Genomic DNA, 20,169 nt, shown 5'->3' on the forward strand with positions numbered 1-20,169 from the left:
CCCTTCATTATATGAGTGATATTAAACATAACCGAGGCAGGATTCGTGAGGAGGAGCGGAGCGGCGGCAGAAGAGGCAGGGTCAGGTCTCAGTCTGACAAAAAACAGAGAAGAAACGCACTCCGGTCCGTTAATGGCTCCGTATCACTTTACCTGGTCATGGTTGCCTCGGTAGTTCTGTTGTTCATGTCCGTCCTAATCGATTATGCACGGATTGCTGCCTTTGAACGGCAGGTGGAAAGCGCCGCATATGCCGGTGTCCGTTCCGTGCTATCCGCTTATGATGAAGCGCTGTACAGGCGGTACGGATTGTTCGGCAGGGGTGGTACCGAGTCCGGCACTATTTTGCGTGACACAATTGAAGACGGCATGCTGGTACAGCGCGAGCAGTCCTTCCAGCTGCTGAGGGGCAGGGTGGAGAGTCTCCAGGCATTTGACGGTGACAGTCTGGGGCTGCATCTGGTGCTTAGGCGGCAGATTCTGGAGGACATGAAATATAAGGCGCCTGTTGACTTTGCCATGGAGCTGGCTAACCGGCTTAAGCCCCTGTCTTCTTCGATAGCGGAGGCCAAGGAAACGGTACAGCGTATGGATGAGCTGAGGAAGCTGTATGACCAGCGGCAAAAGCATTTGCTTCAGGCTCTGAATTATCAGAGGCAGGCGGCACAGGAGGTTCAGCGTTCGGGGATTGGGGAACTGATTCCTGCTGCCTTCAATGTTGTGTCGGGTTATGCCAGCTATCAGAGCTGGATTGCGAGTGATGCGGCTCGTGAAGAGGGCACCGAACCGGAGTATGAGGATGAAATAAGGCAGTACGCGGCTTCCGCCAGATCCACAGCATCCCAAGCCGGGAGTGCGGGTACGAGGTTCAAACCGGAGCATGACCGGCTGCTTAGGCTGGCAGCGGGAGAGATTGCAAGTGCGCAGGCATTGAACGAACGCATGAAACAAGTAGCATCGGCAATGTCCGCCACTGCTCAAACAAGTGCCATGTCTGGCCAGAGCAACGGGGGCAGCAGTAGTGGGATGGGCGGACTAACAGGTACTGGAACGGGGACCGGGTTGTCCGCCAATGAGCAGGATACCGAACGTCTGGTTCTGCCTGATACCTGGTTTGGCGAATATCTAACAGAGCTGGAAGTGCAAAAGTCGGATGCAGCTGCCATTCAGCAGGCAGCCAGCCGTTTCCAATCCGCTGTATATGCCGCTGTTGGTGGGTATACCTCTTCAGACAGCGGAATGCCGGTTGCGGCTGCATCGCTAAGCAGCGACTATACCTTGTACAGCGAGCGCTATCTCACACCTGGCAGCCGACTGACCGCAAGGGAAAGGGCTATCCGGTATGATCAGGCAGCTGACGATGAACGCAAAGCTTTGGAAGAACAGGCAGAGACCAAGATGAATGAGGCCCGTCAGCTGCTATCTCGTGTAACCGATATGCATCACTCCGAGGAGGTGGCGGCAGCCTTTGAAGAGCTTAGGAGGCTGTATGAGCAGAACAGCAGTCTAAACGAACAGGTATCAGCCGCTGACGGGGGTTCGGCAGCAGCCTCTGGAGGCGGCAGTAACTCTGGAGATGGGTTGGACAGCGGGGGAACCGCAGCGGAGTCGATGTCTTCGGCCGATCAAGTATTCGGCGGACTGTCAAACACGATGCTGTCAATAAGGGACGAGCTGTATATCAATGAGTATGCGGTCCACCGGTTCACTTCACTCAGCCCTGATCAGCTGGAGCTGACAGCTTCCCCCGCTGGGGGCCAAACCGTAACGCCTGTGCCAGTCTTTGCGGCTGAGAGGCAGGAAGTGGAATATATTCTTTACGGCAACCACGATCAGATGGTGAACCTTACGCTAGCCTATGGGGAAATCTTCACGATACGCTTGGCCGTTAGGACGATGGAAGGACTGATTGAGTGCCGGTCTCTTGGCCATCCTCTGCTTATTTTTGCAGCGGCGGTTGTCTACGGGATTGAGAAGACGCTTGAGGATATGGCCGAGCTGTTCCGGGACGGAACAACACCAATCTCGAAGCATATACCGGGTGAGCTTCGCTATAAGGATTATCTTCGCATGTTCCTGCTAATCCATGGAAGTGAGACCGATAAGCTATCCCGTATGACTGCGGTTATTGAGCATAATACCGGCTACAGGCTGCATGAGATACCTGCTGCTGTATCAGGGGAAGTGAAGGCATCTGTACGGTTATGGTTCCTTCCGGGTGTCATGAGGATGGTTGGTTATGTCAGCCCACTTCAAGGAAAGGTTGTCGGAAACCGTTATGAGACGACTAAGACGGCGGCTTGGTCTTATTAAACCACTGCGGGACGAGCGGGGCGGAATGGCATTGGAGGCTTCAGTCTCTCTGCCTATGTTCCTGTTTGTCCTGCTGTTCCTGATCTGCATGATCCGTATGGTAACTGCCCAGATGGTTCTTCAGGATACGGCTTCACAGGTGGTCAGGCAGACTGCGGCGCATATATATCCGGCTGCTTTAGCGGCGGAAGGGTTATCCGGAAGCCTGCCTGCAATCCCGCAACTGCCTCTGATTGAACTCGGGGAAATTGGGCCCGTGGCGGCGGAGTTGGCCGAGTATCTGCCGGAGCCTGCCGGGTCCCTGGTAAGCGGGGCCCTGAATGGCGATTGGAGACCGCTGCAAAATCTGGCCGCGACCGAGCTTGGAAGGGGACTGGTTATGCCAGTTGTTAACCGGCTTGCCGAGGACACTGTGCTGGAGACGGAACGTATTGATCTGCGCGAATTGTCGCTGCCCGATATCCAGACACGGGAGCATCCGTATTTAACAGCGGCGTTGGATTATAATTTTCCGCTTGGTCTGCCGTTCACGAAGCAGTCAATAACGCTTACCGCCACAGCAAGGGAGAGAGTGTGGCTGAGCGATTCAGCTTCTGCCAAGGTTCATACCGGAGGGACGGAGGAGCAGTCTGAACTTCGTATTATCGCGATCGAGCCGTCACCGGTAAGGCCGGGACGCACGGCAAGGGTTATTGCCTCCGCTGCTCCCAATCAGACGGTTTCGTTAACGGTTATTTATAAGAGCGGTACGAGCCGGGCAAGAAATCTGGGTGAGGCGACAGCAGACGAGCATGGCGTTGTAACCTGGGAATGGCATGTATCCGGGAATACCACATCGGGTACATGGGAGATTCAGGTTGCAGACAGCAGGGGCGCAGCGGTTGGCGGGCATTTTATCGTAGCGAGGATGGATGAGGGTTAGAAGATAACCCGGCAGAGAAATCTCTGCCGGGTGCGTTACTTATGAATAATGGAAAGACGGTGATGGCTTTGATGATTGCCTGGTGGTCTGCTGCTGGCGCTGCTGCTTTACTTGCTGCTGCCTTCATAACAGATATCCGGTCGATGAAAATCCCGAATTGGCTGACTCTCCCCTGCTGTGCCGCAGGCCTGCTGGCTCATTTGGCGGCTGCGGGATGGATGGGGCTCGGCAGTGCACTGCTCGGGACGGCGGTAGGATTTGCACTGATGTATGTGCTGTTTGTGTTTGGCGGTGTAGGGGCCGGGGATGTCAAGCTGTTCGGCGCTTTGGGGGCCTGGACAGGAGCGGCTGGTGTATGGGGCGTTACGATGTATTCCATTTTGTTTGCGGGTGCTGCCGGGCTGGTTATTCTGATCTGGAAGAAAGCCCGACGAGGCAGGCCGCTGAATGGCCAGCTTCTATTAGCGGGTGTTCAGCTGAAGCTGCTGGATGGCATTAATCGTGTAACCGGACCGGCCGCGGCCGAAGAAAAGGTAACGATCCGCTTTCCGTTTATGCTGGCTGTTCTGCCGGGGGCTGTTGTGTTCTGGTTCGCAGGATGAAAAGCACCGGAACAAGTTTCATTATGTAAATAGAGGATGGTGACATAAGTGGAACCGTATATAGTGGATTTTGCCATGCAGCGAGGGCATGAAATGATCATTACGCGGAATCCCCCGATACGCAGAGACGAGCTTGATGAGGTGGATTTGCAGATGCTGCAGTCAGAGAACTCGCCAAGACTGCTTTCGGTAGACTGGCTGGAGGTCGATGGCGGTATCACCTTCCGCTTTAACATTACCGGCAAACGGATGCTGTCCAATGTGCTGCAGACGAAGGCTGTTACCATGCAGGAGTATTACGAGCTTCTGCTCGCTGTTGTGGAGGCTATGGACGACTGCCGTCATTATTTGCTGCGTGATTCCTGCTGCCTGCTGCACGAGAACATGATGTTCATGGAAGGGGAACGGTTTGACGGGCTGCGTCTGGCCTACATTCCGATGAAGGATCAGGCGATGGCTGAGAAGTCTTCCGTGACAGCCGGGCTGCTTACACTGGCGGTTCGATGGGTTGCAAGGGTACCGGCAGTCGATGGGGCTGGCCTGCAGCAGATACTGAAGCTGCTGGAGCAGCCGGGTATATCGCTTGCAAGGCTGCGGGAAATGCTGCTTAGGCTAATCGGTGCGCCTTTTGCGTCTGCAGCAGCTGCGAATCCTTCTGTGCCTGGCGGTCAAGGGAAGGCAAGTTTCAGCTTCGAACAGGCAGCACCAGGCATTGCTTCTGGAGTTGATGAGTTTGATTCTGGTCAAGGTTTGCATGCTGGGATATCCGGGAACCCGGGATTAATGAGGGGTAGCAGGCAGCGGGGACGCGGGCAAATAGACCGGAAAGCGAGAGCGGAGCTGCTTGATTCCGTGTTTTCATCATCCGGTGGTGGTCACCATAATGCCGAAGCTGTTCGGCAAGGCGGCAGCAGCCGGACCGGCTTTGGAGCTGATATGCTGCTGAACGGAGCAACTGATGGTCAGGAGGGGGAAAATGGACGTCTGCTGAGCAAGCTTGAGATTATTGAGGATTCTGGTAATGACGCTGCAGCCATTGGGAATACGGCAAGAGCCAAGTGGATTGCGGCCTCTATAGCTGTTCTGGCTTGTGCTAGCTGCTGGAGGTTTCTCTATCTGGATAACCCGTCAATGAACCAGCTGTTGTTAAGCAGCGGAGTCACTCTGCTGATTGCAGGAGGATTGCTGTATGCGTGGAAGCGGATGGCTGGCGGACAGGCGAAAGAGGATGAGGATATGATGGCTGAGGGCCCGCTGGATTCGGGGCCTCTGCTGAATGGTTCCAGGTCTTCCAGATGGAGGTTTCCAGAGACGGAACAGAATAAGCTTGAGGGAAACTGGCGCGAGGCAGGGCAGCATAACGTTTCGGAAAGCCGTATGGGAGCGAAGGATGCGGATTGGCGGTTAAGAAGTGGCACACAAGCTCCAGGAGTCAAGTCGTATGATGTTTATGGGTCTGAGTTCGCACAGGGAGAACCGTGCAGCGAGATTCAGTATACCGGCAGCGGTGAGATGTCCTCTATGCTGAATACCTCCTATATAGGTGCCCGTACGGACGAGACGGTACTGCTGGCTCATAACCGGAATCAGGCTTCTGCTGCAGCCGAGCAGCGGCTGCCGTTACTGAGCCGTTCCTACGACAACACCGAAACGGATTTTCCAATATCCGAGGGTGAGTGGTTCATCGGCCGCAGCAGCGAGTTATGCCAGATTGTGGACGAAGCGGATGGTGTATCCCGCACTCACATTGAAGTCAGCTCCAATTCTGAGGGGGGAGCTGCGGTCAAAGATCTGGGCTCCCGCAATGGCAGCAAGCTTAATGGCAGCCCCATGGTTCCTTATAAGATTTATCCGCTGACGGAAGGTGATTCCCTGCAGCTTGCGGGCGCTGATGGTCCGGTTTATACCTTTAGCAAGAATGGATAGCGGCGTAAGAGACCACATCTTAAGGAATAGTTCCTTCGGAGTGGTCTTTTTTGTTTATAAATATAAATTATCCCTAAAAAAGGTCACCATCAGGGAGGTACTTAGACCCGATTAGAGAATTGATCATGATAATTAAGCTATGAATATAACTATCAAGGCATACTGTGAGCGGGGGATACAATGATATATTCAGATGGAGTGACCAGGTTCTTTTCGGCAATAGCGGTTCTTATACTTTCCGTATATTTTTGGAATTATTAATATGATGACCAGCGCTTATGTTATTAAAGAGTCAGCAACAGAACATGCTCTAAGTATTTTTCCATGATGAAAGTGCTGTCTCAAAAGCAAGTTTGCTTATCTATATTAATTCTCAATGGTCCTCTGCGAGAAAATCATTAAATTTTCCTTTATCGAGCGAATATGAAACATCTGTCGACTTGTCTATAAACACAAAACCATTACCTGTAACTTCAACCTCTCTTTCGCGCTCATCATTTAACTTAATCACGATTGTATAAGGCCAATCGGCGGGTGCAGCCCCCGAATATGACGATGCCCCCTGAAGGATAGTATATAACTCCTCCAATTCTTTCGGTTCTTTCAAGTTGGCAACAACTTCATCCGAACCACCGCCAAGGAAAATAGTGATTCCTGAAACTTGGTCCCTAGGGAGATTAAAAGGTTCATATATCTCGGTATGATTTCCGGGAATTTTGCGAGTCACGTTGACTCTTTTGACCCAGGGCTAAGAAAATAAAAATCCCCCGGGTGGGGGATCTCTCTAAACGAATAGGTAGTCCAGCACGGTCTGTGATGCAGATGGACAAATCAGCTATTTAGTATAGGTATCTCCCCAAGCAGCTTCTTCAGATGAATGGAGTCCCATGGCAGATGCTCCGTTATCCCTAGACCAACCACATCTGTTTCTTCAGCCAGTTCCTTTAGCAGATTTAGCAGCTGGGGCAGCTGCATGGTCCCTTCAGGAGAATAGTTAACGGGTGCAGCAGGATTGGCAAATAATTGTGAACGGAATGCCCTGGGGTCGAGCACATCCAAATCAAGGTGGATAGCCAGATGCTTAATCCCGTTAGCTCTGATCCATTCTTTTATAACATCTATATTGTCCGTTAACTCCTCGGCTCCAGCTGTTCTGATGCCAAGTCTTTCAATCACTTCTGAGTCTGGTTCTGCAAAAGATATGCCCAGTCGCTGAAACGCTTCTGAAATGACTTGGGTTTCTTGTTCGGTAGGCACTTTTAAGCCTGCAATAAAGACATTTTCCGGTTTCAGCGGAACCTTCACCTGCTTGACGAATTCCTCGTCTCCGATTCCCAAGAGATTCCCGAGCGGCAAGGTATGCCCGTTATCATAGCCTACATATCTTACTAAATCAGAGTGGGCATCAATCCATATTAAACCTAACTCCCCTCCGTACCGTTCATTCAAATAGGCGAATGGTGCCTGCTCGACCAGGCAGTCACCGCCAAACATGACAATGCGGTCCGGCTTGTGAGCATCAATGATGTGATGAGCGGACATTAATTGCTCCATCAGCTGCGATCTTCCATTCATACCGTTCTCGTTCTCAAGAGGGGTTCCATCATAAGCTTGAACGGGTACATGGATTAAGGGTTGATCGTCGTTGTCCGGGGCGAGCCAAGCAAGCAATTCAGCTCCGAAAGAGTAATCAGGATTGTTTCCCCCTTGCCATTGCGGCATCAGCAGGCGTATCGTTTTTCGAGTCATCCAAGTCTCTCCTTTACCTCAAAGTAAGGCCAGTATAAGATGGACCTAAAAGAAAAAACAGTACGCACTTTTATGACAGGTACTGTCAGAAAGGATAGTGTAAATATGGGGATGGGTGAGTTTAAAGGTAAAGTAAAACAAATTCAAGACACACCTTTTGGATATACAATCTCTGTTATTGGCGGCAAGTGGAAAATGGTCATCCTTTATCTCCTCGCAGAAAATGAGCCTGTCCGCTTTAATGATCTAAAAAGGCAGATCGGTACGATTACGTATAAAACTCTGAGCTCACAGCTGAAAGAGCTGGAGGCAGATGGCATCGTTAAGCGGAAGGAGTACCCTCAGGTTCCTCCTAAAGTCGAGTACAGCCTGACGGATAAAGCGAAAGCGCTGCTGCCCATTATGGAAGGGTTATGTGAGTGGGGAGTGAAGAATCAGCGTAAATAGTTCAGTAGGGAACAATTATTCCATTAGGGAGGAAGATGCAGATGGAGCACCTCTCCGTCTTTTTCTGTTTAGCTATTACACTGCATAATATAGAGGAAGCCCTTTGGCTGCCCAAGTGGTCCCAGCAACCTTCGAGATTTCAGAAGCCGGTTACTGCAGGTGAATTTCATTTTGCTGTCATCGTTATAACGGCTTTGGCTTATTTGTCCGCATTTAGTCATGTTTATCTGCCTGAAGCCGCGTTTACAAAGTGGATTTTCATAGGCTTCTTAGGCTCCATGATTATTAATGCTGTATTCCCGCATCTTATTGCCACCGTGGTAATGAAAAAATATGCGCCTGGACTTCTCACGGGGTTATTGATTAACATCCCCATCAATTCACTGATTCTCTATCAGATGTTTACAGAGGATTTAATTGTGTGGAAAGAGTTAATCCTATCTACGTTAGTCGTAGGCATAATCTTATTAGCACTTATTCCGGTATTATTCAAAGTGGGTGGGAAAGTATCACCAGAGCAAATCGCCAAATAAGACTGCTGAAGTACATCTACAATTGAGCTGGCTTCGTTCGAATATGCCAAGCAGCAAAAGAAGCCGTCCCCTTATAGGACGGCTTCTGGCATTTCAAGTTATCCACCTATTTTCCCACCAGATCCTGCATCGCCTGGTCAATGGTCGGGTAACGGTATGCAAACCCGGCATCGAGTGCAGTCTGCGGGAGACATTTCTGGCCCTCGAGCAGCAGCACAGACAATTCGCCGAACAGAGCTCGCATGAGAGCGGCCGGCACCGGGAACCAGTGAGGGCGCTTCATTGCCCTGCCGATGGCACGGCCGAACCGGTCGTTCGTAACCGGGTCCGGCGCCACGGCATTGACTGGCCCTGATATATTCTGATCCACACAGAACAGAATCAGGCGAAGCATGTCTTCAATGTGAATCCAAGAGATCCACTGCCTGCCGCTGCCAACCCGGCCGCCGCCGAACAGGCGGTAGGGCAGCGCCATCAGCGGGAATGCGCCGCCCTTCGCCGCAAGGACAATGCCGACACGCAGCTTCACAAGCCGCTCTGTCGGAATACGGTCGGCCGCTTTTTCCCACTCATCCACAACCTCAGCCAGAAAGTCCGTGATCCGCTGCGGGCTGCTCTCCGTGAAGGTTTCCGTCTCGGATGTTCCATAATAGGAGATTCCGGATGCGTTAACGACAACCGCCGGTCTGCGCTCAAGCGATTCCGCCAGACGCTCCAAGCCTGCGGCCGCCTTCAGCCTCGACTGCATGATGCGCTGCTTGGCGGAGTCAGTCCAGCGCTGATTGATGGATTCACCGGCCAGATTAACAAGTGCGTCAAGCTGCCCTAGGCCGTGCGTGCCTGCGTTCACCTGATCCCAGGTCAGAACACCCAGCTTGGGATGCCGCTTCTTCACATGCCCCGCAGAGCGGGTGACAATCCATACGTCGTCTCCGCGATCCAGAAGCTTGTCCACTAATCTGGATCCGATAAATCCAGTTCCGCCTGTTACCGCAACCCGCATCCGACCTCACCATCCGTCCCAATATTCGAAGTATCATCAACTTATGATAACAATCGCCCGCTCGCAGTATCACCGGGGCTCTTATTTATTCAGGTTACGATTAATCCAGTTTAATATCCGTGAGCCATCTCTGGGTGACTGCATCGCCGTTTACATCCAGCTGCTTCTCAATATAGTCATACCGCACCTTCGAATCCGGTTCAATGCCTTCTAGCACGAGGGCTATATCTTCTTCAATCTGAAAGACCATGGGTCCTTCCTCAGTCATGATTTCGGCAGAATGATTATCCGGCTGTCCCGTATAGGTGCCCTGGCCCTGAATAACATTCTCGTCACCGGCATCCTTCTCATTCGCGTCATCATCGGTAACAGCTTCATCCGCCGGATTATTCGTGCTCTCCCCGGAGGCCGGTGGCGTGTTGCCTGTCTCATTCCCGGCAATGTCTTCGGAATCTGGCGCTGTACGGCCCTGCTGCGGATCGGTTGGCTCAGCCGTTTGCTGGTCATAATTAGGTGTGGGCTGGCTGACCTCGTTACCGTTTGAGCAGGCGGCCAGAATGGATCCTGTCATCAGCAGGATTGCTCCCGTCTCCATAACGCGTCTTATTACAGGCTTATTATCCGCTTGTTTGGTCATCTGCAATCTCCTCCTGTATCTATCGCTTTAGAGACTTTATACCCGTTAAGATTAAGGGTCAATCGATACGAAGATGCAAAAAGCCGCCCTTGCCGGCGGCTCGTTACTTGTTTAGCAGATGCTTGTAAGGGGTGTAGTCAATGCCTTTCTTATCCAAAAATGAGATCAGGCTCCTGTAGTCGCGCGCCGGAGTAGCCCGGATATATCCTTCTATGCAATGGGCTCTTGTTACGGAAGAAGCACCGCTCTCAATGGCGACCTGGCCAATCTTGGCGGCAATCGAATGCTTGGCAATATCGCGGAACGGGCCCGGCACGGGTGATACCAGCTCGTCCAGGAACTGCTTCGATTCATCGGTCCACATCGGCCGGCTGCGTTCCACCCAATAGTTCTGCCAGTCGAGCTTGGATTTTCCATCCCGCATCGGGAGCACCTTCAGGAATTTACGGAACATGAAGAAGCCGCCGATTGACATGAAGACGACCATCACAACCGCCCAGAAGAGGATAAAATACATAAACCAGTTGGATGTCCAATCCATTTTTCCCTTCACCTCATCCTGAATTATACCTTATTCCTAGATTTATTTCGATATACCCTGTAAAATAAGGACTAATGTATGTCTGGATGCCGAAAGGAGCGGGTAGCCGCATGATAAAAATAGGATCTCACGTTTCATTCTCCGACAAGGGGCTTCTTACTGCCGCACAGGAGGCGGTATCGTACGGCTCAAGCTCTTTCATGATCTATACGGGAGCACCGCAGAATACTCGGCGCAAGCCGATTGAAAGCCTATATATTGAAGAGGGCAAAGAATTTATGAAAGCGCATGGAATCGGCGAAATTGTCGTCCACGCGCCGTACATTATTAATCTTGGCTCCTATAAGGAAGATACCTTTGAGCTGGCGGTCCGGTTCCTGCAGGAGGAAATGCGGCGCACGGAGCAGATTGGCGTAAGGAATATTGTCCTGCACCCTGGTGCATATACGGACAAGGATGCGGAGTATGGCATTGCACGGATTGCCGAAGGATTGAACGAGGTGCTGGAAGCGACGAAGGATTGTGATGTGAATATTGCGCTTGAGACTATGGCGGGAAAAGGAACCGAGATCGGGCGTACGTTCGAGGAGCTTGCCGCCATTATTGAGAAGGTCAGCCGCAATGACCGGTTAACGATCTGTATGGACACATGCCACATGCATGACGCAGGGTACGATATTGTGGGTGACCTTGACGGCGTGCTGGCAAGCTTTGACAAGATTGTTGGTCTTGACCGCGTGGCTGTGGTTCATATCAATGATTCCAAGAATCCATCCGGAGCCAAGAAGGACCGCCACGCGCCAATTGGGGCCGGCTACATTGGTCATGACACGATTAAGCGGATTGTTAATCATGAGCTGCTGGCGGGCAAGCCGTTTATTCTTGAGACACCCTGGATTGGCAAGGAGGACAAGACCTCCAGGCCGATGTATGAGGCAGAGATTGCACTGCTGCGCGGAGATGCTATGGAGCGGTTTGGGGAGACGTTCTTCGACCATGTGGAGCGTCTGCACTATTTCTTCGAGAAGGAAGAGATCGACTATCGGAATTATGTGCTGTCTGTCTGGGACACGCTGAAGAATGACGCCAAGGCGAAGAAAGCAGATCCCCGTGAGCCGATGGATCGACTGTATGATCTTGTCATGGAAAATCGCGTACTCCCTGAGGAGCTTAGCGAGGAGGCTGTTAACCAGCGCTTAACGGCTTGGTTCGCCGGTAAGGAACTGCTGGTAAATGCTTAACCAGCCTGAGTAAGGTCACGAATAACGAGCACTAACGGGAGCGCTGCGCGTTCCCGGCAGTGTTTATGGCGGGCGGGAAGGCCATGTCTACGTACATAATCAAGGAGAGGAAGATCATATCGTTATGCAGCAGAATACATATCAGCCGCAGCAGTCGGCAAGCCGTGCGAATAATGAGAACCGCGCCCGGATGCTGATTTCTTGTCCGGACCGGCCGGGCATAGTAGCCGCGGTGTCGCAGTTTCTATATGAGCATGGAGCGAATATTGTACAGTCCGATCAGTATACGATGGATCCGGAAGGCGGCATGTTCTTCATCCGCTTCGAGTTTGACCTGAACGATCTGCCGAAGGAGCTGCCACAGCTTCAGGAGGATTTTGCCCGTGTTGCTGACCGCTTCGATATGAAGTGGCTGACGTTCCGCGCATCACGGAAGAAGCGTCTGGCGATTTTCGTCTCGAAGGAGGATCACTGTCTGCTGGAGCTGCTGTGGCAGTGGCAGGCTGGGGACCTTGATGCCGAAATCGCGATGGTGATCAGCAACCATCCGGATATGCGCGAGCTGGTGGAGTCGTTCGGTATTACGTACCACCACATCCCGGTCACACCCGATACGAAGGAAGAAGCCGAGCGCCAGCAGCTTGAGGCAGTGGCAGACAAGGCTGATTTGATCGTGCTTGCCCGTTATATGCAGATCATTACGCCTAAATTTATTGAATACTATCCGAATCGGATTATCAACATTCACCACTCCTTTCTACCGGCCTTCGTCGGGGGCAAGCCGTATGCGCAGGCTTATAAGCGCGGGGTAAAAATCATCGGTGCAACCGCCCACTATGTGACAGAGGAGCTGGATGGCGGCCCGATTATCGAGCAGGACGTTCAGCGTGTCAGCCACCGCGATGATGTGACGGAGCTGAAGCGGATCGGCCGCACCATCGAACGGGTCGTCCTGGCGCGTGCGGTCAAGTGGCATATTGAGGACCGTGTATTGGTTCATCAGAACAAGACAGTTGTGTTCAGCTAGCTGCCTGCCGGCAGATGGCGGATTAAGGGATAAGCAATGTGAAGGGAGGCTGCTGGATGACAATCCGCAGCCTCATCATTTTATAACAGTGGAACGGGAACCATAATAGCACAGCTTTTTTTATATGAGCCAGCCTTCACCGGCTATCTTCGCTTCACCGCGTTGTTCCGTCAGCCTATGGAAAACCGGAAGAGCTAATGGTACAATATTCAAAGCCAATTGAAGCTCTGGATAGGACTTTATTCCGGCTCACTAGAACAGGAATGGGAGGAAACATGCAATGACAGTCAAGAACAAGTCTATCGAACAGCTTTCGATCGACACAATCCGCACGCTTGCAATTGACGCAATCGAGAAAGCAAAATCCGGACATCCTGGTATGCCGATGGGCTCTGCCCCAATGGGTTATCAGCTTTTTGCGAAAACGATGGTCCACAATCCTGCTAACCCAAGCTGGATCAACCGCGACCGGTTCGTACTTTCCGCCGGCCACGGCTCCATGCTGCTGTACAGCTTGCTGCACCTTAGCGGATATGATCTCCCGATGGAAGAGATCCAGAATTTCCGCCAGTGGGATTCCTTAACGCCAGGCCATCCGGAATTCGGACATACGGCAGGCGTCGACGCGACAACCGGTCCTCTTGGACAAGGTATTGCAATGGCAGTAGGTATGGCCATGGCAGAAGCTCAGCTCGCGGCTACTTATAATAAAGATAATTTCAATGTTATTGATCACTACACGTATTCCATCTGCGGCGACGGCGACCTTATGGAAGGCATCTCAAGCGAAGCGGCTTCCCTTGCTGGTCACCTGAAGCTCGGCAAGCTGGTTGTCCTGTATGATTCGAACGATATCTCCCTTGACGGCGAGTTGAACCTGTCCTTCTCCGAGAATGTTGAGAAGCGCTTTGAAGCGTACGGCTGGCAAGTGCTTCGCGTTGAAGACGGCAATGATCTAGGCGCACTGTCGAAAGCGATCGAGAAGGCACAGAAGGAAACGGACAAGCCTACCTTGATCGAAGTGAAGACAGTTATCGGCTACGGCAGCCCGAACAAAGGCGGCAAAGGCGGCCATGGCGGCACGCACGGTTCGCCGCTTGGTCCGGACGAGACGAAGCTGACGAAGCAGGCGTACGGCTGGCCTGAGGATGCTCAATTCTACGTGCCAGATGAAGTGCGTGCTCACTTCGCTGACGTGAAGTCCAAAGGCGCAGACGCTAACGCTGCTTGGGACAAGCTGGTAGCGGAATACAAGCAGGCGCATCCGCAGCTTGCTGCTCAATTCGAAGCAGCCGTGAACGGCGAGCTTCCGGAAGGCTGGGACAAGGACCTGCCGAAGTATGCGGCAGAAGACAAGGCATTGTCCACGCGCGTTGCATCCGGTAATGCCCTGAACGGCCTGGCACCGAACGTGCCAAACCTGGTTGGCGGCTCCGCTGACCTGGAAAGCTCGACTATGACTCACCTGAACGGCTTGGCCAACTTCAAGCCAGGCAGCTACGATGGCCGCAACATTTACTTCGGCGTTCGTGAGTTCGGTATGGCGGCAGCTATGAACGGCATGATGCTCCATGGCGGCTTGAAAGTATTCGGCGGTACGTTCTTCGTATTCACTGATTACCTGCGTCCGGCTGTTCGTCTGGCTGCACTGATGAAGCTTCCGGTTGTGTATGTGCTGACGCATGACAGTATCGCTGTCGGCGAAGACGGCCCGACACACGAGCCGATTGAGCAGCTGGCATCGATCCGCATCATTCCTGGTCTGACGGTTATTCGTCCGGCTGACGGCAACGAAACATCTGCTGCATGGCGTTATGCGGTAGCGAACAAGGAAAATCCGGTAGCGCTTGTTCTGACTCGTCAGAACCTGCCGATCCTCTCCGGTACAGTCGACAATGCTGTTGCCGGCATCGAGCGCGGCGCTTACGTTGTATCCGATGCGAAGAACGGCAAGCCTCAGGCACAGCTGCTCGCAACAGGTTCCGAGGTTCAGCTGGCTGTTGCAGCTCAGAAGGCGCTGGCTGAAGAAGGCATCGAAGTGCGCGTAGTCAGTATGCCGAGCTGGGATCTGTTCGAGAAGCAGGATAAGGCGTACAAGGATTCGGTTATCCTTCCGGATGTACCGGCACGTCTGGCAATCGAGATGGCTCATCCGTTCGGCTGGCATCGTTATGTTGGCGACAAGGGCGATGTGCTCGCGATCGACAGATTCGGCGCTTCCGCTCCTGGCGACCGTGTCATCAAGGAATATGGCTTCACGGTTGAGAACGTTGTTAGCAAAGTGAAAGCTTTGCTGTAATACGTCTTCACCTTTTGCAATAGGCGGCGGCTTTGTCCGAAGGCGGCACGCTGCCGCAGGAACGAAAGGACCGCGGATGATCCCGCGGTCCTTTTCCACTATAAGGAGAAGGGGGCATACACGATCATGACTCAATTCGAACACGTAACTGTCGTTAAGCAGGCGAACGTCTACTTTGACGGCAAAGTGACCAGCCGTACCGTTCTGTTCCCGGACGGCACGAAGAAGACCCTCGGTATCATGATGCCAGGCGAATACGAGTTTGGCACTGATGCCAAGGAAATTATGGAGATCATGGCAGGGGAGCTTAAGGTGCTGCTGCCGGATGCCAGCGAATGGCTTCATATTAACGGTGAAGGCGAATTCATCGTTCCCGGCAATTCTAAGTTCAAGCTGCAGGTGGTATCGGTAACCGATTACTGCTGTTCCTACCTGGCAGAATAAGCCGATGGGCAGAGGAGGGCTGATCAGTCTTTCCTTCAAGATAAGCCCCAGCAGACTAAGGACCGTCCAAAGCTCCCAAGCAGGAGTGATGGACGGTCCTTCGTCATTTGCAGGGTATTAGTTAATGAATCTGCTGTAAGAACAGCGGTAATTACTGTTTTTCGGCAAGCTTACGGTCGATGTACTGCTCCAGCTGCTGCCGCTGGTAGAGCGGAATACCGGACAGCATACAGCCGTAGAAGAACAGGTCATCATGCCGTTCTATCCGGATAATCCGCGCCGTAATAGGCGGCAGGTTGGCATCGTTCTGGAAGTGAATTACGACGAACATATCCATCTCAAGCGGGTAGGTTGTGGCAATCTGCAGACCGCCTTCAGACAGATCGCGCAGCGATCCCACAATGGATTGTCCGGAGAATGCGCCCTCCTGTTCCCATTGATAGCAAGACATCATGAGGGGAATGTCCAGAGACAGCCGGGCTTTGCGGCGCCGGTCTTCGCCTTGCATAGAATGGGAATCCTGGGAACCGTGCTCCTCCCCGCCAATTCGTCTGCCGATCCATTCTTCGTAACAGTAGGCAAGGGCGGCTAAGTCCAGCTCGCCGTGGCCTGCGGAATGACCGAGCTGGAAGAGGCTCTTGGACGCTTCCAGCATCGGCGTGGATACACCAAGGGTATCAGTCAGTACCGAGGACAGCTTGAGATCCTTAAGCATAAGGGCAAGCGAGAATTGTACGGAGAAGTCATGCTCCAGAATCTTGCGTCCCTTCAAATCTGCCTGCTTGCTGGCGGCGCCGCCGGACTGAACCAGACGAAGGAAGGATTCACCGTTGATGCCGCCTTTGGCGGCGATGGCCATTCCTTCAATTAATCCGGCTGCATTAATGCCGACGATGGTGTTATGGGCAAGCTTGGCGGTAGCGCCGCTTCCCGAAGGTCCCATATAAATGACTTCGCGTCCCATGCTGAGGAAGGCGGGTTCTACCTTTCTGACGATTTCCTTATCGCCGCCCACCATGAAGACGAGAGTACCGTCAATCGCTGCAGGCTTGCTTCCCGTGACAGGCGCATCAAGGAAATCGGCGTGCTTCTCCGAGATATCGGCAGCGAGCCTGCGGGCCAGGGCCGGCGAGATCGTGCTGCTGTCAATGACAATGCTGTCCGGCTGCAATCCGTTCAGAATGCCTTCGCTTCCATAGTAAACCTCATCGATGGCCTGATCGTTGCTGATCATGGTAAAGATCAAATCGCATGTTCTGGCAATCTCCAGCGGAGACTGGGCTGCGTTAGCCCCGCTGGCAAGCAGCTCGTCCGACTTGCCGGGGGTACGGTTGTAGACGGTGACCTCATACCCCTTTCGAAGCAGATTTTCCGCCATTGGGGCACCCATCGTTCCAAGTCCAATAAATCCGACAGTTTGCATGATTAACCGTCACCTTGCCTCTCCTAATATATATCTTCATAGTAACTACATCGGAGCGGCAAGTCCAGCGTTAGGGAGGGTGTCGGCTTGCATAATGAAACGTGATAGCAGGACTCAAAATTCTTTATAGGAAGGTGTGGCCTGCTGCCTTGTGTTTGACGGGCAAATCCAGTATTCTAAGGCTAGGCCGCAACTGACGGGACGTATTTCGTCCCGGTGGGTATGAAAGCTTTAGGACAAGCTATCTGTTATACATTATTCGGTAGGAGGAAGAGAAAATATGGCTAAAACCGTTTCATTTGATTACAGCAAAGCACTGACCTTCGTGGGCCAGCATGAAGTGGACTATTTGAAGGACGCAGTGAAGCTTGCACATGAGCAGCTTCACAATGGTACGGGTGCCGGGTCGGATTACTTGGGTTGGATCGACCTGCCGACTAATTATGACAAGGAAGAATTCGCGCGGATCCAGAAGGCAGCAGAGAAGATTAAGTCTGACTCTGAGGTTCTGGTTGTGATCGGCATCGGCGGATCTTACCTTGGCGCCAGAGCAGCAATCGAAATGCTGTCCCATTCATTTTATAACCTGCTGCCGCAGGGCGAGCGCAAGACGCCTCAAATCCTGTTCGCAGGCAACAACATCAGTTCTACATACGTAACGCATCTGCTGCAGCTGCTGGAAGGACGCGATTGGTCAATCAACGTTATCTCCAAATCCGGTACGACGACCGAACCGGCGATTGCTTTCCGTGTTTTCCGTGAGCAGCTCGAGAAGAAATATGGCAAGGAAGAAGCACGCAAGCGTATTTACGCTACAACCGACCGCGAGAAGGGCGCACTGAAGAAGCTGGCGACTGAAGAAGGCTATGAGTCGTTCGTTATTCCGGATGACGTAGGCGGCCGCTACTCCGTTCTGACGGCAGTTGGCCTGCTTCCGATCGCGGCAGCCGGCATTGATATCGAAGTCATGATGAAGGGTGCGGCTGACGCATCTAAGGAATACGCGAACCCGAACCTGAGCGAGAACGAGAGCTACCAGTACGCGGCTGTCCGCAACGCGCTCTACCGGAAGGGCAAGGCTATTGAGATCCTTGTGAACTACGAGCCATCCCTGCATTTTGTATCGGAGTGGTGGAAGCAGCTGTTTGGCGAGAGCGAAGGCAAGGATTATAAGGGCATTTATCCGGCTTCCGTTGATTTCTCCACTGACCTGCATTCGATGGGTCAATTCATTCAGGAGGGCACACGCAACCTGTTTGAAACGGTTATCCAGGTGAACGAGGTTAGCGAGCATATCGAGATTGGGCATGATCCGGCTGATCTGGACGGGCTGAACTTCCTCCAAGGCAAGACGATGGATTTCGTTAACAAGAAGGCTTTCCAGGGTACGCTGCTGGCCCACACGGACGGCAACGTGCCGAACCTGGTCGTTAACCTGAAGGATATGAGTCCATACACCTTCGGGTACATGGTTTATTTCTTCGAGAAAGCATGCGGCATCAGCGGTTACCTGCTTGGCGTGAATCCGTTCGACCAGCCGGGCGTAGAAGCTTACAAGAAGAACATGTTCGCGCTGCTCGGCAAGCCGGGCTTCGAGAAAGAGAAGGCAGAGCTGGAAGCACGCCTGTAAGAGGCGATGCTGCCGGGTGGCCGGATGCTAGAGCGTTATAAGACGCTGCGGCAGGAAGCCAGCAAGGAAATCGTGATCAAGAAGTCACGGTTCATCGGACACGCCAAGCCTGTCGCCAGCGAAGAGGAAGCAATTGCATATATTGAAGAGATCAAGAAGAAGCACTGGAATGCAACACATAATTGTTCGGCCTATATGGTTGGTGAGAGGGATGAAATTCAGAAGCAATCGGATGACGGGGAGCCGAGCGGCACGGCCGGCAAACCGATTCTGGAGGTCATGCGCAACCAGGGTCTGAAGGATGTTGTGATTGTCGTTACCCGATATTTCGGCGGTATTATGCTCGGAGCTGGCGGTCTGATCCGGGCTTATACCGACGGCGCGGTAGCCGGCATCGAAGCTGCCGAAGCGATTATCAAGGTGCTGCACCGGGAAGTGTTCATCGAAGTCGATTACACCTGGTACGGTAAAATCGAGAACGAGCTGCACGGCAGGCAAATCCGGGTGGGAGGGACCGATTTCACCGATAAGGTGACGGTTACCTGTCTGCCGGAGGAGCCGGAGGCGGAGAGATTCGTAAGCTGGATCACCGACCTGACACAGGGACAGGCGATAATCCGCCTGGGGGAAAGCCGTTATTTTATAGAAGGCGAGTAAGCCGTATGAAGTCATCTTTTCCAGTGTACATGCATAGGGTCTAACAGGGAGGCGCGCCTCCCTTCTGCCGGAAGCCCGGGTGGCGGTCATATCGCCAAGGTGCAAGGCGGACTTATCATGACGGGGGGAAATCCGATGGCAGTGAGACGTTTTTCCGCTTTGACAGGGCTTGTGTTTCTGCTGCTTGGTATGACCGGCTTCATTAGCCCTGTGCTGCTTGGCTTGCTGCAGCTTGATATGGCACATCGTATTATTTATCTTGTGGTCGGCTTGCTGGGTCTGCTGGCAGCTGCTCACGAAGGGTATGGCCTCCGGTTTTCTCAGGTGGTTGGGGTGTTCTATCTGGCGCTTGCTGCGCTGGGGGTTCTGACCGGCAGTCTGTTCGGTATGCTGCAAGGCGGCTTGCCAGATCATGTGCTGCACTTCCTGACCGGCGCGATCGCCCTGTATTTTGGATTTGTGGTTGCTGCAGAAGCAGAGCCGGCCCGAAGAGGACGGGTCCAATAGGGCAAGGCAGGAGCCTGCGGGCTAAAACCTCATAACGAAAAGGACTGTTACGGGACACCCGGGCAGTCCTTTTTAGTTGCTGTATACGAACAAATACGGGGCGCAATAAGCACAAATCCTGAAGACTTCCAACCGAATATGCACCCTTTGCTTGTCTCATTACTATACTTTAAGTATCTCATCAATAAATCTTATTTAAGGATTGACGATTCAGGCACCATTCTGCTAAAGTAAATAATACCTAGTAAAATAATAGGAATTAAAAGACG

19 protein-coding genes and 1 pseudogene are annotated in these 20,169 nt (G+C 52.6%); 13 read left to right on the forward strand and 7 right to left on the reverse strand.

The window, feature by feature from the left end; all coding sequences use genetic code 11:
* Positions 1-11: 11 nt before the first annotated feature.
* From L1N82_RS07975 to L1N82_RS07990, 4 genes are read left to right on the forward strand one after another with little or no spacing between them, the layout of a single operon-like run.
* Positions 12-2,312 (forward strand): hypothetical protein, encoded by a 2,301-nt coding sequence (locus L1N82_RS07975; protein WP_235286848.1) that lies wholly within the window; start codon positions 12-14, stop codon positions 2,310-2,312.
* Positions 2,278-3,234, forward strand: a complete 957-nt coding sequence (locus tag L1N82_RS07980; RefSeq protein ID WP_235286849.1) for a TadE/TadG family type IV pilus assembly protein — start codon at positions 2,278-2,280, stop codon at positions 3,232-3,234. Before L1N82_RS07975 ends, L1N82_RS07980 begins: the two co-directional genes overlap by 35 nt.
* Before the next feature lie 41 nt (positions 3,235-3,275).
* Entirely contained in the window at positions 3,276-3,836 is a 561-nt protein-coding gene (locus L1N82_RS07985; RefSeq protein ID WP_235286850.1) for an A24 family peptidase, read from the forward strand.
* A 48-nt stretch (positions 3,837-3,884) separates the two neighbouring features.
* Positions 3,885-5,762, forward strand: a complete 1,878-nt coding sequence (locus tag L1N82_RS07990; protein WP_235286851.1) for a DUF6382 domain-containing protein — start codon at positions 3,885-3,887, stop codon at positions 5,760-5,762.
* A gap of 373 nt (positions 5,763-6,135) precedes the next feature.
* Here L1N82_RS07990 and L1N82_RS07995 read toward each other — a convergent pair whose 3' ends face one another.
* Together L1N82_RS07995 and L1N82_RS08000 are read right to left on the reverse strand one after the other, a co-directional pair.
* On the reverse strand, positions 6,136-6,489 hold the full coding sequence (locus tag L1N82_RS07995; protein ID WP_235286852.1) for a hypothetical protein: 354 nt from the start codon (positions 6,487-6,489) through the stop codon (positions 6,136-6,138).
* Between the two features lie 104 nt (positions 6,490-6,593).
* The gene (locus tag L1N82_RS08000; protein ID WP_235286853.1) at positions 6,594-7,511 is read right to left on the reverse strand and encodes an arginase family protein; all 918 of its coding nucleotides are present in this window, start codon (positions 7,509-7,511) and stop codon (positions 6,594-6,596) included.
* A 105-nt stretch (positions 7,512-7,616) separates the two neighbouring features.
* Here L1N82_RS08000 and L1N82_RS08005 point away from each other — a divergent pair, with 105 nt between their 5' ends.
* Complete coding sequence (locus L1N82_RS08005) at positions 7,617-7,958, forward strand: winged helix-turn-helix transcriptional regulator (RefSeq protein ID WP_235286971.1); 342 nt, start codon at positions 7,617-7,619, stop codon at positions 7,956-7,958.
* Between the two features lie 41 nt (positions 7,959-7,999).
* A complete protein-coding gene (locus L1N82_RS08010; protein ID WP_235286854.1) occupies positions 8,000-8,491 on the forward strand; it encodes an HXXEE domain-containing protein in 492 nt (163 codons plus the stop codon).
* Positions 8,492-8,597: 106 nt separating this feature from the next.
* On the opposite strand, the gene L1N82_RS08015 is transcribed toward L1N82_RS08010, so the two are convergent.
* The 3 genes from L1N82_RS08015 to L1N82_RS08025 form a co-directional block, all read right to left on the reverse strand.
* Entirely contained in the window at positions 8,598-9,494 is an 897-nt protein-coding gene (locus L1N82_RS08015; RefSeq protein ID WP_235286855.1) for a TIGR01777 family oxidoreductase, read from the reverse strand.
* Positions 9,495-9,594: 100 nt separating this feature from the next.
* Positions 9,595-10,131 (reverse strand): hypothetical protein, encoded by a 537-nt coding sequence (locus L1N82_RS08020; protein ID WP_235286856.1) that lies wholly within the window; start codon positions 10,129-10,131, stop codon positions 9,595-9,597.
* 103 nt (positions 10,132-10,234) lie between these two features.
* Complete coding sequence (locus L1N82_RS08025) at positions 10,235-10,672, reverse strand: DUF2621 domain-containing protein (RefSeq protein WP_235286857.1); 438 nt, start codon at positions 10,670-10,672, stop codon at positions 10,235-10,237.
* Between the two features lie 110 nt (positions 10,673-10,782).
* On the opposite strand from L1N82_RS08025, the gene L1N82_RS08030 reads away from it, so the two are divergent.
* The 4 genes from L1N82_RS08030 (at position 10,783) to ppnP (ending at position 15,683) form a co-directional block, all read left to right on the forward strand.
* On the forward strand, positions 10,783-11,913 hold the full coding sequence (locus L1N82_RS08030; protein ID WP_235286858.1) for a deoxyribonuclease IV: 1,131 nt from the start codon (positions 10,783-10,785) through the stop codon (positions 11,911-11,913).
* A 124-nt stretch (positions 11,914-12,037) separates the two neighbouring features.
* Positions 12,038-12,940, forward strand: coding sequence for a formyltetrahydrofolate deformylase (gene purU, locus L1N82_RS08035; protein ID WP_235286859.1), 903 nt, complete (start codon positions 12,038-12,040; stop codon positions 12,938-12,940).
* Between the two features lie 280 nt (positions 12,941-13,220).
* Complete coding sequence (gene tkt / locus L1N82_RS08040) at positions 13,221-15,239, forward strand: transketolase (protein ID WP_235286860.1); 2,019 nt, start codon at positions 13,221-13,223, stop codon at positions 15,237-15,239.
* Positions 15,240-15,365: 126 nt separating this feature from the next.
* The gene (ppnP, locus tag L1N82_RS08045) at positions 15,366-15,683 is read left to right on the forward strand and encodes a pyrimidine/purine nucleoside phosphorylase (RefSeq protein WP_235286861.1); all 318 of its coding nucleotides are present in this window, start codon (positions 15,366-15,368) and stop codon (positions 15,681-15,683) included.
* A 151-nt stretch (positions 15,684-15,834) separates the two neighbouring features.
* Here the strand turns inward: ppnP and L1N82_RS08050 are convergent, their stop codons facing one another.
* Both L1N82_RS08050 and L1N82_RS08055 read right to left on the reverse strand, forming a co-directional pair.
* Complete coding sequence (locus L1N82_RS08050; RefSeq protein ID WP_268821886.1) at positions 15,835-16,191, reverse strand: PilZ domain-containing protein; 357 nt, start codon at positions 16,189-16,191, stop codon at positions 15,835-15,837.
* 27 nt (positions 16,192-16,218) lie between these two features.
* A pseudogene (locus L1N82_RS08055) lies at positions 16,219-17,106 on the reverse strand (NAD(P)-dependent oxidoreductase); the annotation flags it as partial.
* Between the two features lie 280 nt (positions 17,107-17,386).
* On the opposite strand from L1N82_RS08055, the gene L1N82_RS08060 reads away from it, so the two are divergent.
* The 3 genes from L1N82_RS08060 (at position 17,387) to L1N82_RS08070 (ending at position 19,900) form a co-directional block, all read left to right on the forward strand.
* Positions 17,387-18,736, forward strand: a complete 1,350-nt coding sequence (locus L1N82_RS08060; protein WP_235286862.1) for a glucose-6-phosphate isomerase — start codon at positions 17,387-17,389, stop codon at positions 18,734-18,736.
* 24 nt (positions 18,737-18,760) lie between these two features.
* Positions 18,761-19,393 carry a YigZ family protein gene (locus tag L1N82_RS08065; protein ID WP_235286973.1) on the forward strand — a complete coding sequence of 211 codons (633 nt, stop codon included), beginning with the start codon at positions 18,761-18,763 and terminating at the stop codon, positions 19,391-19,393.
* A gap of 135 nt (positions 19,394-19,528) precedes the next feature.
* Positions 19,529-19,900 (forward strand): DUF4383 domain-containing protein, encoded by a 372-nt coding sequence (locus L1N82_RS08070; protein ID WP_235286863.1) that lies wholly within the window; start codon positions 19,529-19,531, stop codon positions 19,898-19,900.
* Positions 19,901-20,169: the final 269 nt, after the last annotated feature.

The sequence above is a fragment of the Paenibacillus tarimensis genome (genome assembly GCF_021532315.1).
Classification (GTDB): Bacteria; Bacillota; Bacilli; order Paenibacillales; family Paenibacillaceae; genus Paenibacillus_I; species Paenibacillus_I tarimensis.

Coding starts and splice junctions, on each gene's coding strand:
- L1N82_RS08020 (WP_235286856.1), bottom strand. CDS start 10,131: ATGACCAAACAAGCGGATAATAAGCCTGTAATAAGACGCGTTATGGAG.
- L1N82_RS08065 (WP_235286973.1), top strand. CDS start 18,761: ATGCTAGAGCGTTATAAGACGCTGCGGCAGGAAGCCAGCAAGGAAATC.
- L1N82_RS08050 (WP_268821886.1), bottom strand. CDS start 16,191: ATGCAAGGCGAAGACCGGCGCCGCAAAGCCCGGCTGTCTCTGGACATT.
- L1N82_RS08060 (WP_235286862.1), top strand. CDS start 17,387: ATGGCTAAAACCGTTTCATTTGATTACAGCAAAGCACTGACCTTCGTG.
- L1N82_RS07975 (WP_235286848.1), top strand. CDS start 12: ATGAGTGATATTAAACATAACCGAGGCAGGATTCGTGAGGAGGAGCGG.
- L1N82_RS08070 (WP_235286863.1), top strand. CDS start 19,529: ATGGCAGTGAGACGTTTTTCCGCTTTGACAGGGCTTGTGTTTCTGCTG.
- L1N82_RS07985 (WP_235286850.1), top strand. CDS start 3,276: ATGAATAATGGAAAGACGGTGATGGCTTTGATGATTGCCTGGTGGTCT.
- L1N82_RS08025 (WP_235286857.1), bottom strand. CDS start 10,672: ATGGATTGGACATCCAACTGGTTTATGTATTTTATCCTCTTCTGGGCG.
- L1N82_RS07980 (WP_235286849.1), top strand. CDS start 2,278: ATGAGACGACTAAGACGGCGGCTTGGTCTTATTAAACCACTGCGGGAC.
- L1N82_RS08000 (WP_235286853.1), bottom strand. CDS start 7,511: ATGACTCGAAAAACGATACGCCTGCTGATGCCGCAATGGCAAGGGGGA.
- L1N82_RS08015 (WP_235286855.1), bottom strand. CDS start 9,494: ATGCGGGTTGCGGTAACAGGCGGAACTGGATTTATCGGATCCAGATTA.
- tkt (WP_235286860.1), top strand. CDS start 13,221: ATGACAGTCAAGAACAAGTCTATCGAACAGCTTTCGATCGACACAATC.
- ppnP (WP_235286861.1), top strand. CDS start 15,366: ATGACTCAATTCGAACACGTAACTGTCGTTAAGCAGGCGAACGTCTAC.
- purU (WP_235286859.1), top strand. CDS start 12,038: ATGCAGCAGAATACATATCAGCCGCAGCAGTCGGCAAGCCGTGCGAAT.
- L1N82_RS08010 (WP_235286854.1), top strand. CDS start 8,000: ATGGAGCACCTCTCCGTCTTTTTCTGTTTAGCTATTACACTGCATAAT.
- L1N82_RS08005 (WP_235286971.1), top strand. CDS start 7,617: ATGGGGATGGGTGAGTTTAAAGGTAAAGTAAAACAAATTCAAGACACA.
- L1N82_RS08030 (WP_235286858.1), top strand. CDS start 10,783: ATGATAAAAATAGGATCTCACGTTTCATTCTCCGACAAGGGGCTTCTT.